Origin of the sequence: Caballeronia sp. NCF2 (assembly GCF_023631205.1) — a bacterium.
In the GTDB taxonomy this organism is placed as follows: domain Bacteria; phylum Pseudomonadota; class Gammaproteobacteria; order Burkholderiales; family Burkholderiaceae; genus Caballeronia; species Caballeronia zhejiangensis.
This window is the reverse complement of record NZ_JALQDN010000001.1, coordinates 95,975-108,890: the sequence shown is the minus strand read 5'-3', so window position 1 is coordinate 108,890 and position 12,916 is coordinate 95,975. Positions and strand designations below refer to the sequence as shown.

Genomic DNA, 12,916 nt, shown 5'->3' with positions numbered 1-12,916 from the left:
TGCGTCGCAGTCCAGCTATTCAGGTAGCTGACCTCATATCTCGCCATTGGGCGGCTCAAAACATGTCCTCGCGCTGGTTTGCGACGAGTTAGACAATGCGGTCACCGGCTTTGGTAACCGCGGATTTTTAGTATAGGAACGCCTTGCCGTGTCATATGCCGCGAAGAAATGCGTTGTCTTGACTGGTGATTTTTCGGAAAGGAAAACACACCAGTCAAAACTGCCATGGATTGGGGTGTGTTTTTTGCAATTTGAGAAATTGCTCAGCTTGCTACGCTGGATTGGCCGGCACGACGCGCAAATGCCTCTCGGCCCTGAGCTTTAACGAGGTCGACGGTTTCATGATTCTTGGAAGCCCTCTCGTGTATGGCACTACGCCACCGACTTCTTTCATCAACGGTATCAGGTGAGCCAGTTCTGGAAATGTCGCCGCAAAGATTTTCTCATCACGCAACACAATCGCTGGGGGGATAGTTGTGCCGGAGCTCATATCGAGGAAGACCGGGCTCGCGTTCAGGCCGGATTCTCGAAACAGGCGTACGTGCTCAAGAAACTGTTCAGCCGTCGGAACGTCATCATCTTCGTCCAAGATTCGCAGATGACAGGCGTCTTCGACTGTCAGTTCAGGGGTGAGTTTCGCCTGCAGCACTGCTAACAACGGTGTGCCAGTCTGGCTCATTGGAGCCGGTGGCACGAACTTCTGGGTGATACGCGGGCATCCGGGTGTGTATGGCACGACACCACCGCTTTCTTCGAGTAGGTTCGCGAGATGCTTGAGTTCGGGTCGACTTTTTCTGAACCAGCGCTTGTTCTCAAGCACGATTGCCGGCGGCAGTGACCCAATGGCCGGTTTCGCTTTCAGGCCGTAGTCACCAAGCAGGCGACGTTCCCCGCGCTGCTGGTGAGTCAGCTCCGCTTCGGGCGTATTGAGGTGGCACATCTGCTCAATGGTCTTTTTTGATACCCACGAGACCTCAATGTCGAGAATCGCGCGCAACGGGTAATCGCTCTCGGCCGTGCCGCGAGCTTTGGCTTGACGGCGGATGGGAGCCTTCGGCTTGATTGGCGTGGTCGCGTGAGGGGTCTCAGCCGCGGATGCGCTGGTCACGAGCCTTAAGAATGGCTTGCGCTGCTGCAGGGTATCAGTCATAGCGGTCTTAACGAATGTCGTTGTTCTGTTCCTCGAGGGTCGGCTGTATTTACCGTGCAGATGATTCCGTATAGCGGTAACTTTCCGGAAAAATCAGCGCGCGACCACGATTTACGCGCGTGCCATGCGAAACAACCACGGCTCATGTTCCGCATGAGCGCGTCAATGTGTATGCACATTGATTGCGGTGGTGCCAAGCAGATAGGCGAGGCAATTCACTCATCTTTTAGCAGTTTCTTTACCGCGTAGGTAATCACGGCCGCGCGACTCATACCCATGCCATTCGCATAGCCGTCGAGTTCATCGAGCACGGTCGGGTCGATAGACACGGAGATGATGTTCTTCTTGCCAGACTTGCGGATAGTCTTGGCACGGACTGCGGCCGCCGCTGGCGCGACGGCGCCAGCATCCGGAGCGCTGCCTATAAATGCTTCAGCTGAAGCAGGCTTGACGCGTGAAATGACTGCCATGGAGAGCTCCTTATTGTCGGGTATCAGTTGAAGACGGCGGCAAGCAACGCCTGCATTTCAGCAATAGCCTTGCTATCTCGATTTGCTTTCAGCTCAAGTACGCCCAGACCGGCGCCGCCAGCATCCGCGAAGGCCTTGCGGCGCCCCAGAAAGGCACGCAACAGTTGTATTCCTGCTGGCACGGCTTGACTTGCGACATCGTTGTCGCTGCCCCGAGCGTCCGCCATCGATAGCAGCGCGTAGGCATCTACCTCTTTGATTGCGCGAGCTTCTGCCAGGAGGACGCTCATGTCATCGAGTGACCAGACGTCAAATGAGCGCGGAAGGAACGGAATGATGACTTTGTCTGCGAGCAGCAGGGCTGCGCGCAAAGCAGTGTTGTCGCGGCCACCGGCATCAATCACGATGTCGTCGTAGAGCGATGCAGCGCGTTGCACTTGCTGCCTCAGCACCTGACCGTCCACATATTGCGCTACCGCGATGAAGGGCATGCGGTCGCCGCGGTTGGCCAGTGCTGCCAGCAAGCTTCCTTGGCGGTCACCATCCACGGCAAGCACGTTGCCGCCCTGGACCGCCCGGCCAATTGCCAGATTCAGGGCTACGGTCGTTTTACCGACACCACCTTTCGTGTTCAGAACAGCAATGATGCTCATGCCCTTCTCTCTGAGTAGTAGTTGATGTAAACGACTGGAACCTTTCTGTGTTCTTTGCAGAGAGATTCGTGAACGCGTCTTCTACATTGGTATAGCGCGAGCAGCCGTGCATGAAACACCCGGCGCCTGTCGTGAATGGTCAGCCGTAAGAGGGGCGAACGAAAATCAGGCGGCCCATTTGTCGAAACCTGGGCGCCCCACCAGGTCTTGTGCATCGAAATAGGCGAGCGCCAGCTTGCGCATTTTGCCGCCGAGCTTTTGCGTGAACGCGCGAACGGTGGTAAGGCTGCGCACGTTCAGCAGTTCGCGTACTTGGACGAGTTGTGCTGCTGTCAGGCGCTCATGTAGCAGGTCGACACCGCAGATGTCGATGACGGTCGTCTCGGTGGGGGTTAGTTCGGTGGACAGTTTGTTCAGAAACGCCACAACATTCAGGTCATCGACCTGTGCGCCGGCGCTAACGAAGCTGTTGATGGTCATTTCGGACGAGTCTTGCGCCGCATCGGTCATCAGCGCTTCTGCAGACAGTTCACGCTCCTGCTGATGTCGCCAGTTGGGACGACGGCTTCCAAGTATCGAGCTCGCGACGGTCCGCACGACTTGATTGCCCAGCCAGCTCGAGATTCCGCTCTTGCTGGGGTCGTACGACTGGGCCCACATGACCGCGAGAGCGAACATCTCGCACAGGGCATCAGGCAGCTCGTGCCAAGCGACGCCTGCACAGCGCAATTTGTACTCATAGAACCTGCGGTTGTTCTTGAACTCGGCTTCGATGAGCGCGACGGCAGATTGGGCGGCAGCCTTTGCGGTAGCTTCGACGGGGCACGCGTGCGAAAAACGGGCGCCGTTAGCGTCGGGGGGTAGGCTTGACTGAGAGTGTGCTGCCCGCTGACAGATTGGGCGGGCGCTGAGCGCGTATTCCGGACGGAACTGGGCAGGAGATACTGAGTTGGCGGTTCTGGTTCGCTGCATGTCGATTCTCCATGGTTATCGCACACGCAGGCTTGCGTGATAGCGTCAAAGGACCCATGGAGGGCGACGGGGGATGCCCGTCAATTATCGACCGTATGTGTCGGTGCCTTGCGGCAACCTTGCATCAGGATTCGACATCCTATGCGCAAACATTAAGCATGTCAATGCGCTGGGCGATGGTGTTATATGGCGGTCGCCGTGTTGAGGATGCGCATTGTGGAAATATCGCGTACGACGCGTTCCTGTCTGTGTCCAGGATAATTTCCTTGTTCGCCGTCTCCGGGTCCGTCGCATTGACCGCACTTTTCCTATACGGGAATAGACGCCCGTTGGGCGGTAACCGCGGAGGAAAGGCAGATGGCGAACGAAAGTGCTGGGCGCGCACACGAAGCGCATCTCATGAAAGAGTTAAACGAAGTGGCCTACGCGCTCTACAAGTTGCAGCCGACTGTCAGCATTGCCGTGCCGGTCGGCGGGCTAATGGCGAGGGTCGATGTGTATCGGGCAAAGCCACGCAGCGCCGAGGTGCTGCAAGACGCGTTGCGGGAGCTCGACATTCTTGAGAGCAATTTTGCTGCTGAGCTCGCTTTGCCCGTGGTGGGTTGGCGAGCGACGCTCCAGAGCTGGTGGCACTGCTCACGGCTGGAAATGCTCTCTCAGCGCGCAGACGCGCTGTTGCAGCAAGTGACTGACGAGCAGTCGATACTCATCACGTATCACAACATGCCGCCATTGGCGGTGCAGGCGGTCAAGGTCAAACTGGCGGTGGTAGCGTTGATTGCTGCTGGCGAGCGATAGCGGCAAAAAACTCAAAGGGCTCTCACCTTGCAGTGGAGCCCTTTTTTGCATTGACCGCCGGGTCAGAAGCCGTTGTTGCTGTCGAAGACAGTAGAACCGTAGGTGTTGCCGTGAATGTCTACATTCCCAACCATCGGCAGGCCGTTGATGTTTGTCGACGGTGACGGGTCCGGCGAAAACTGCCAATCGTCGACGCTCGTATCTGCGGCGAATCTGTGTCCGCTATCGAACGCGGCTACGCCATATGAGATGCCGTCGGTGTCCGTGGTTTCGGCGGCCATCGGGACACTCGTCACCTGTTGATTCCCCGCGTGAATCGTTCGGCCGCGATTCTTGCGGTGGGTAATGAGCGGGTTGTTCATGAAGCCACTCAGCACAACTTCGAGCCTCGCCTGGCGGTCCGTCAGACGCTGAAATCGGTCCTCGAATTGCTTGCGTAGTGTTCGGTCAGTAGTGCCTGCCACACTTTCGACTTGCCCCAAGTACTGTCGCGCTTTCGCCAGAAAAAGATATTGAATCAGCGCATCGCGGTACTGCGAATATGCATCCATTTGGCGCGCGGTGGCGTCTGTTGTTAGGTCGGTCGCGGGCATCTGGGCTCCTTGTTTGGGTGGATTGGAAAATTCCGACATCGCGTCGGGATTCACGGGACCATACCCACGTTTAGCGGCACGGAGGTCGATTCGACAGAATCGCTCAGTTTCCACTCGGACAGCAATGTCCATGGAAGCTTGCTGCAAGTTATACGGAGCGATTGCATAACGCGCGAATATTGCGAAGCCAAACAAATTGCATTGATATACAGTTGGGCGAAATCGGCACATCAAGGAGCGAAAGTGCGTCATCCAGACCTATCCACGCAACTGCTCGTCTGCCTTCGCGAAGGTGTTAATGAACGACAGTACGTGCGCATGTGTCGGCTCTACCGCCGGTGGCTCTACAGTGCGGAGCCAGGTGACGTCGAGCGACTCATTTCTCAATGCCCCACCGAGCTCCTCAACAATCTGCTGGTGTTGCTGCGAGACCTGCTGATGCACTTCCCGCGAGCAGTCCTTGGCATCCCCTGCCTTGTGCAACACAGCTGGTCAGACACCCTGGACGGCGACCTATTCGAGGCAGATAACATTGCCTTGCCGGAGGCATCCAGCGAGATTAAGGACGTCGCGCCTGGAATCGAGTTCATCGGGTGGGCGATGCCCGGTTCCACTTTCACGTCGACTGGCCGGCAGCCAGTGCTTGATGCGGTTTCGGTGGTACCGTGTGCCGCTGTTGGGGCTATCGCACTGTTTAAGGCGACGGATGAATACCTGGTCTACGGCGACAGCATGACCAGTGATGACGATGACCAAGGGCTCTGCATCTCAGACTTCTGGTGGGCACGACTGATGGCAGAGGTTCCGGGCAATCTGATGCTGCAGACTCACCGCCTCATGCCGTACCCGGAGGCCGTCGAAGCTGCCCGCATCATGTGCGATACCGCAGGCGTAGAGCTGTTCGACACGGACCGCCCCAACTTCGCGCGACAGCTCGACATTGAAGAAGCAAAGGACAAGGCGCGGCATTTCAATCGCCTGAAAGCTCAACTCTGAGCGGTAATTCTCGCTATAAAAAAGGGCCCCTCGAGGGGGCCCAACATACCGCCACAGAGAGGAAAACGAGTCAGTACGTTACGCAGCTTGCGGCCGCCGCCGTCGGCGCGTGCGGTATGTGTCCGCTGACTTGCTGCTGGGGCAGCACTGGAGTTACCGGCGGGAATTCATCGTCGTAATCGCCGAGGTACTCCTCGGCGGTGGCCTCGTATTCGATTTCATACTCATCCTTCCTGGACGCTTCCATGCAGGAGTTCGGCTTCTGGTTCATGACCTTCTCATTTCCAGGTTAACTGATTTGCGAGATGCGACTACCTACGTATAGCGCTGACCGACGGCAAAAGACAGATAAGCAGTATGGTCGGCAGCGATGTGCAAGTGAGACGTCGGAGAGCCGCTGCAGGCTGCATGACTATTCTCTAACGTCGGAGCGGTCGCACACCCTATTCATTTCTGGGCCCTTCGCCGCTCCTAGTAACGCCCCGAATCCGACAGGCCAGCTTGCTTTGCGCCCCAGGTGCCCTGCTCCCCGTCCGCGAGCATCCAAGCAGCCCTGCAGCACACAGCTTGCGGTCTGCCCCAACTAGGCGCTCTCCGCAGGTCGCCGGCGCGGCGTTCGGGTGGCCTGGTGCCTGCTTTGCGAGCGGCGCAGCACGAGACTCCTGCGCCACTACGCCTCGCCGGCGCTGCGCCACGCCAGTCGCCGCCGCTCCACCTTCATTCTCATCCTGATTGGCGTGCCCTCATCTTGAATGACGCGTGGCAGCAGGCAGTGACTGGCCATCCGGGCTTGAGACTCCTCGGCTGGCCTAGCAGCCCGGAATCGCGTGGCCCTTACACAATTGTGATGGTGTGGTGCTGTGCATCGAACATCATCTTGTTTCTCGAAATTCCATCCCCGCTTCGCGACATGACCGCGTAGCGGCCAAGTCTCGCACGAGAGGCCCGCGGATAGTCAGGAATCTGCGGAGAGTTCTGAATCGATGGAGCTGGCTCTAAGCATGGCGCGTGTTTGATTTGTTCGCCCGCTGAAAGTGGTGCTCATTCAGCAGGCGAACACTTGATTGTGCAGCCATCGTCTGCACCACCCATCACCCGGAGCCTGACGAGCGCGGTTTACTGACGCGCAATCAGCCCCGCCATCGGTTTCGGAGCCAGAGCCGCATCAAACGCCATCTGTTTGCAGTTTGATGGGGCTCCAGCGTAGTATTCGGCTGAACTCGGGACGGGTGGTCGTGCCGCGTCGCGGGGATGTGAAAAGGACCGGCGCGAAACGTATTGCGAGCCTGAACGAGATGACATGAAATGCAACTATTGCCTCGCCTCTGCTGCCCAAGAAAATAGAATCTCACAATGAAGTCAGATACCCAAACAATAGCCTCGCGATTTCTGGACGCACTCGATGGTGCGAGCCTTTCAACGGATGCGGGTGTTCAGGCGGTCCTCTACTATATTGCCGCATATCCGGGACAAATGGCATCGGATATAGCAGCCTCCACAGGATTTACCGAGGCGCGAGTTGAGGCATACATTGCCGCCCTCGCCCCCTTTATAACCGACCGCCACTCTGGGTATGAGCTCAACTCAAGGGGCGAGGATGTTTTATCGGGGAAATTGGTGTCCTCGACATCCTTGACGCCAGCCCAGCTCGCGCGGTGGGAGGAAGTGAAAGAAATCGTCATGGACACGCTGCCGGACGGCCGGGGTCCAAATACGGTCAGGCAGTTGATGGAGAAACATTTTGATGTCTATCGGGGTTTAGTAAAATCAAGCTCCCGTGATGAGCCGCAAATGCTGGCCGATTATCTTAACCAAGCGAACAGAGGGATAACAATACATGAGCCCGGCGCTACGCCTGCTGTCTTTTTTCCCAATCTGAAGAGTACATTCGAACTCGAAGACGAGGACGAGGAGGTGATTCGGGGTGCGCTTGCTGCGGGACTCACGTTCTGGTGATGACTGAATAAAACTCTACTTACGGTCCGGAGCCCGCGCTCTGCAGGAAGCGAGGGTTGGCGGATTGCTGCGTGGCGAGACGTTACGTCGCATCATGTGCTGAGTCTTGGCCCGCCACGTGCGGGCTTTTTCTTGCGCGGATTTGGCTGCGAACGACCGTGTCCCCCACGGATTCATCGTGCTAGGATTGCAACTCGCTAGCACAATGCTAGCGTTCCACTAGCAAGGGAGCGCGATGGCCGTAATGAAATCTCAGGTGGTCAGTGTCCGGGTGGAGCCGCACATCAAGGCTGCACTGCAGTCGGCTGCCGAGCGGGAGATGCGTAGTTTGGCAAACATGGTGGAAGTGATGGTCGTCGCTTACTGCCGTATGCAAGGCTATCCGCTTGATGGTGTTCCGGAAGGTACGCTGCCCAACGCTACAGTGAGAGAGCCGCAACGTGATTGAGTCGCGCGAGTCTCTTCTGTCTCGATTGGGGTTTCGATTTGGTATCAATGGTCCACACGCTGCTCGGACCATGATGCTGGATGACCTGCGCCTGTTGCTGTCGCACACCTCGCCGCAAGCCACGCGCTCGGATTACGCCGCGGCTGTGGTGGATGCCAATGTGCTGGGCAAGCCCACTCGTAAGGCGCGCGAGCTCGCATTCCGGCATCTGGCGGCACTGTATGCGCTGGACGCCAGTAACCCAATTTTTCGTGCGATGCGTCGTCTATGGCCGCTGAACGACGATGCACAGCCGCTGCTGGCCCTCGCAGTCGCGTTAGCACGCGACCCGTTGCTACGAGCCACCCAGACATTCCTTTTGGCGCAGCCCCCAGGCGGAGTGGTCGGACGCGAGGCAGTCGAGAGTCTCATTGACGCTAAAGACCCTTGCCACTTCAGTCCAGAATCATTGAAGGCCTTTGCGCAGCGCATTGGCGGAACCTGGACCGCAGCGGGCTACCTGCAGGGCAAGGCCAGGAAGATACGCGTCGTGCCGAAATTCCATCCCGAATCCGTCGCGCTGCTGCTGTTTTTGGGTTATCTCGAAGGTCGTACAGGCCAGCGGCTCTTCTCATCCGAGTGGACGGCCTTGTTCGGGGCAGCGCAGGATGAACTGGAAGCGCTCGTCAGCGCAGCATCTCATCGAGGGCTGCTCGTTTTCATGAACGCAGGCGGCGTGAAGGAAGTGCGCTTCCCGGGTTACCTCACCCCCGAAGAAGAACAGGTTCTCCAGGAGGTTTCGCATGTCATCTAAGGTCGCCAAGCTGGTGTCCGCCTACCGCCAACACCTGACCGTGCCCTGGCAGGCAGGGCTCGCGGCCATCCAGCGCGTCATCTTCGCCGTCTACGATAAGGCAGACGAACTGCGCCTGCGCGCCAACGTCGGCGAATTTGAACTTGCTTCTCAGCAAGCAGGTAAGCAGTGGTTATTGCTGGATGTGACGAATGCCTTCCCTGAATGGATGGCGGCGCAGGAATACCGCGATGCTTACTTCGAAGCTCCCGAAGACTTAGCCGGCTATCAGGCTGGCGAACTCACCGAATTCGTGGCCGACCTCAACGCCAAGCTGAAAGGCCGCATTAGCTGCGAAGCCGGCCCCGATACTGTCGTGGCATTGCTGGGAGTTGGTACGCTTTTCGGTTTGGCGCGAGTTTCATCAGTGGTTGAAGGCATCAAGGAAGCCGTTGAGGGACGGCTTTTGGTGTTCTTCCCCGGTGAGTACCACCCCGAAAACCACACGTATCGCCTACTGGATGCCCGCGATGGCTGGAATTACCTCGCGGTACCGTTGCTCGCTCAAGACTGATACCTGATACCCAGAACAAAATTAAGGACCGCCATGCTGAACCGGGAAATTTACAACAAGCCTCCGAAGGAAAATCGCCTCGTTAATAACGGTGTTGCGGAGGTTTCTGAAGACCATTCTGATGCTGCTCAGGCCATCCTGCGTTACGAGCTGGAGACCTTCGTCTGTGACGGTCAGTATGAGAAGGGTCTTGAGACCATCCTCGATAAATTTCTGCTCAATCTGGATGCTGGCACCGAACAGCCAGGCGTCTGGATTTCTGGTTTTTATGGTAGCGGCAAATCGCATCTCGCGAAGATGCTGCGCACGCTCTGGACCGACTACCAGTTCGCCGATGGTGCCACAGCTCGCAGTCTCGCCAGTTTGCCCACTGGTGTGTTCGACCAACTAAAAGAGCTTAGTACACAAGGAAAGCGCTACGGCAGCTTGCACGCTGCAGCCGGCAAGCTCGGCGCCGGAGCTGGTGACAAAGTACGACTGGCTCTGCTTGGCATCGTATTCAAATCCAAGGGGCTACCCGAGCAATACAACCAAGCTCAACTTGTTTTGTGGATGCAGCGCGAGGGCGTATTGCCGACCGTCGATGCAGAACTCCAGGCGGCGGGTCGCTCGCTGGCTCAGGAGCTGCCGCACATGTACGTGTCCGGCCACCTGGCCAAGGCATTGCTCAAAGCCCGGCCTGACCTCGCGCACACCGAAGCTGATGCCCGCAAGCTTCTCAAGGAACAGTTCCCTCAGGTCACTGACGTTACCAGCGAGCAGATGACCACCGCGATTGCCGACGCGCTGTCTGTCGAGGGCAAGTTCCCGCTGACGCTGGTTGTTCTGGACGAGGTGCAGCAATACATCGGCACCGACGCCGAAAAGGCTTTCCAGGTCCAGGAGGTTACCGAAACCCTGTCCAAGCACTTCAACGGCAAGCTTCTCTTCGTCGGTACTGGTCAGTCTGCACTCTCCAGCATGCCCAATCTACAGCGGTTGATGGGCCGTTTCCCGGTGCAGGTGATGCTCGGCGACTGGGACGTCGAGAACGTCACCCGCCAAATCATTCTGGCCAAGAAGCCGACTGCCCAGCCAGAGGTGGAGAACGTCTGGCGTGCCAACCTTGGTGAAATTTCGCGGCACCTGCGCGGCACGAAGCTCGAGTACGTCACTGACGACGAGGACGTCATGACCTCCGACTACCCGCTGTTGCCGGTGCGTCGTCGTTTTTGGGAGCGTGTTCTCCGAACCATCGATACTACCGGTACGGTGTCGCAACTGCGTAGTCAATTGCGCGTGGTGCACGAGGCTGTGCTCGCATCTGCCGATGCCCCACTGGGTCACGTGGTTTCCGGCGACTTCCTCTACGACCAGATTGCCGCGAACCTGGTTTCTACAGCTCAGTTGCCGAAGGAGGTGTTCGAGAACGTCCAGCGCTTCGCTGCTGGCGATGCCGACAGCCAGTTCAAGGCGAGGCTGCTCAAACTCGTCTATCTCATCAACAAGCTTCCGGCCGATGCGGCTCTGGACATCGGCCTCAAGGCAACCGAAGACGTGTTGGCTGACCTGCTGGTAACCGACCTCGCGGCCGGCTCCGCAGAGTTGCGCAAGAAATTGCCCGCTCTGCTGGACGAACTCCAGAACAAGGACCGTCTTGTCATGGCACTGGTGGGCAGCAGTGGCACCGAATACCGGCTGCAGACACGAGAATCCAGCGCCTGGTATGACGAGTTTCGTGCCCAGGAGGCTGAACTGAAAGCAGCGCCGCAGCGCATAGAGCAAAAGCGTTCGACGTTATTGAAGGAGCGTTTTGGTGAGGTGCTAAAGAAGGTGCGCGTTGTGCAGGGTAAAGACAACGTTGAGCGTCGCCTCGCGCCCACCTATGACGACACGCTGCCCAAGGACCATGCCCAGAACCTCTATCTGTGGATACAGGATGGCTGGCAAGCCGAGGAGAAGTCTGTCATCGCTGAGGCCCGGGCAAAGTCGGCAGATAACCCTACATTGTTCGCATTCCTGCCCGCACAGCATAAAACCGAACTCGCCAACGCCATTGTGGCGCTGGAAGCCGCGCGCACGACTCTGCAGAAGAAGGGCAGTCCCTCTACCGAAGAGGGACGCGATGCGCAACGCTCAATGGAAAGCCGTCTACGCACCGCGGAAAAGGAGCTAAGTGAGCTGCTGGACCGGCTCTTCGGCGGAGTGCGCGTGTTCCAGGCCGGTGGCCAGGAAGCGCAGGACGGCAATGACCTTGCTGACCGCATCAACCGCGCAGCCAAAGCTTCTGCGATTCGCCTGTACAGCCAGTTCGATGCGGCCGACCACGACCAGTGGAGCAAGGTGCTGGACGAGGCTCGCAAAGGTAATCTGGAAGCCCTGAAGGCCGTGGGGCACAGTCAGGAAGCTGACAAGCACCCGGTCTGCCAGAAGCTGCTTGCCTACATTGGCCCCGGCAAGAAGGGGGCCGAGATTCGCGATAACTTTGATGCGCCACCGTATGGCTGGCCGCGTGATGCCATTGACGGTGCCCTGTACGCATTACTGGCCGCTGGTCATATCAAGGCGACGGATGCATCGTCCAAGGCTGTCGATGCAAAAAGTCTTGACCGTGCCAAGCTGACGCAAACGACTTTCCAGCGCGAAAGCGTCAATATCACGCCGCCGCAACTCATCAAGATTCGGTCGTTGTTCAGTACGGTGGGCGTGCCATGCCAGCCGAAGGAAGAGTTGGCTAAGGTGCCCACGCTATTGGCCAAGCTCCGAGAGCAAGCTGCCAAGGCGGGCGGCTCCGCGCCCGCGCCGCAGATGCCCAAGCCAGCGTTCATCGAAACCATCGAAGGCCAAACGGGCAACGCGCAGCTACTGGCCCTCTTTGAGGGCTTTGATGAAATCGTAGGTCTGTCCAAGTCTTGGGTTCAAACAGCAGATGCTATTGCCAAGCGCCTGCCTGTCTGGCACCAGCTAACCGAACTGTTGCACCACGCCAAAAGCCTCGGCCCCTATGCGGAGCTGAAGGCTGAAACGGATGCAATCGAGGCACAGCGCAGCTTGCTGGCCGAGCCCGACCCGGTGCGCCCGCTGCTCGACAAGGTTGTGGACCTGCTGCGCCAGGCGCTGGGGGCGAAGCTCGATGCGTTTGAGCATGCTTTCGCGCAGCAGCAGGCGCAATTGCAGGCCGACGCCGATTGGGCAAAGCTCACCGATGCACAACGCAGCGAGTTGACACAGGCCCATCATCTAAACGCGCCGACTACGATTGCTCTGGGCACGCCCGACCAGTTACAGGATGCGCTCGATGAATGCGACCTTGACCATTGGGTGACCAGAACCCAGGCGCTGACGAGCCGCTTTGAGGCCGCTCGCCAAGCTGCGGTGCAATTGCTCAAGCCTAACGTGGTGCACGTGACTATTCCACGCCGAACCTTGAATGATGAGACCGAGCTGAAGACCTGGTTGGTGGAGGTCGAGGCCCTGTTGGCAGCAAAACTCAAGCAAGGGCCAGTGGCTCTCTGACATATAACCAACGGCGCGGGTAGTCAGCTCTTCAAATAC

At 58.0% G+C, this 12,916-nt stretch carries 13 protein-coding genes; 7 read left to right on the top strand and 6 right to left on the bottom strand.

Annotation, left to right across the window (positions count from 1 at the left end; genetic code table 11):
* Positions 1-271: 271 nt before the first annotated feature.
* The 4 genes from NCS02_RS00510 to NCS02_RS00495 form a co-directional block, all read right to left on the bottom strand.
* Complete coding sequence (locus tag NCS02_RS00510; protein WP_250522821.1) at positions 272-1,150, bottom strand: hypothetical protein; 879 nt, start codon at positions 1,148-1,150, stop codon at positions 272-274.
* Positions 1,151-1,365: 215 nt separating this feature from the next.
* Positions 1,366-1,620 carry a hypothetical protein gene (locus NCS02_RS00505; RefSeq protein WP_250522820.1) on the bottom strand — a complete coding sequence of 85 codons (255 nt, stop codon included), beginning with the start codon at positions 1,618-1,620 and terminating at the stop codon, positions 1,366-1,368.
* Between the two features lie 23 nt (positions 1,621-1,643).
* Positions 1,644-2,273: an AAA family ATPase gene (locus tag NCS02_RS00500; protein WP_250522819.1), complete on the bottom strand. Its 630-nt coding sequence runs from the start codon at positions 2,271-2,273 to the stop codon at positions 1,644-1,646.
* Positions 2,274-2,438: 165 nt separating this feature from the next.
* Entirely contained in the window at positions 2,439-3,245 is an 807-nt protein-coding gene (locus NCS02_RS00495) for a hypothetical protein (RefSeq protein ID WP_250522818.1), read from the bottom strand.
* Between the two features lie 357 nt (positions 3,246-3,602).
* Between NCS02_RS00495 and NCS02_RS00490 the strand changes: the two genes are divergently transcribed.
* Positions 3,603-4,043 (top strand): hypothetical protein, encoded by a 441-nt coding sequence (locus NCS02_RS00490; RefSeq protein ID WP_250522817.1) that lies wholly within the window; start codon positions 3,603-3,605, stop codon positions 4,041-4,043.
* A gap of 62 nt (positions 4,044-4,105) precedes the next feature.
* Here the strand turns inward: NCS02_RS00490 and NCS02_RS00485 are convergent, their stop codons facing one another.
* Positions 4,106-4,636: a hypothetical protein gene (locus NCS02_RS00485; protein ID WP_250522816.1), complete on the bottom strand. Its 531-nt coding sequence runs from the start codon at positions 4,634-4,636 to the stop codon at positions 4,106-4,108.
* A 243-nt stretch (positions 4,637-4,879) separates the two neighbouring features.
* Here NCS02_RS00485 and NCS02_RS00480 point away from each other — a divergent pair, with 243 nt between their 5' ends.
* A complete protein-coding gene (locus tag NCS02_RS00480; protein ID WP_250522815.1) occupies positions 4,880-5,632 on the top strand; it encodes a hypothetical protein in 753 nt (250 codons plus the stop codon).
* 70 nt (positions 5,633-5,702) lie between these two features.
* On the opposite strand, the gene NCS02_RS00475 is transcribed toward NCS02_RS00480, so the two are convergent.
* Entirely contained in the window at positions 5,703-5,903 is a 201-nt protein-coding gene (locus tag NCS02_RS00475; protein WP_250522814.1) for a hypothetical protein, read from the bottom strand.
* Positions 5,904-6,985: 1,082 nt separating this feature from the next.
* Here NCS02_RS00475 and NCS02_RS00470 point away from each other — a divergent pair.
* The 5 genes from NCS02_RS00470 (at position 6,986) to brxC (ending at position 12,877) form a co-directional block, all read left to right on the top strand.
* On the top strand, positions 6,986-7,588 hold the full coding sequence (locus tag NCS02_RS00470) for a hypothetical protein (RefSeq protein WP_250522813.1): 603 nt from the start codon (positions 6,986-6,988) through the stop codon (positions 7,586-7,588).
* Between the two features lie 244 nt (positions 7,589-7,832).
* On the top strand, positions 7,833-8,036 hold the full coding sequence (locus NCS02_RS00465; protein ID WP_250522812.1) for a hypothetical protein: 204 nt from the start codon (positions 7,833-7,835) through the stop codon (positions 8,034-8,036).
* A 70-nt stretch (positions 8,037-8,106) separates the two neighbouring features.
* Positions 8,107-8,829: a hypothetical protein gene (locus tag NCS02_RS00460; RefSeq protein ID WP_250522811.1), complete on the top strand. Its 723-nt coding sequence runs from the start codon at positions 8,107-8,109 to the stop codon at positions 8,827-8,829.
* A complete protein-coding gene (locus NCS02_RS00455) occupies positions 8,819-9,382 on the top strand; it encodes a BREX protein BrxB domain-containing protein (RefSeq protein WP_250522810.1) in 564 nt (187 codons plus the stop codon). Before NCS02_RS00460 ends, NCS02_RS00455 begins: the two co-directional genes overlap by 11 nt.
* Before the next feature lie 33 nt (positions 9,383-9,415).
* A complete protein-coding gene (gene brxC, locus NCS02_RS00450) occupies positions 9,416-12,877 on the top strand; it encodes a BREX system P-loop protein BrxC (protein ID WP_250522809.1) in 3,462 nt (1,153 codons plus the stop codon).
* Positions 12,878-12,916 lie beyond the last annotated feature (39 nt).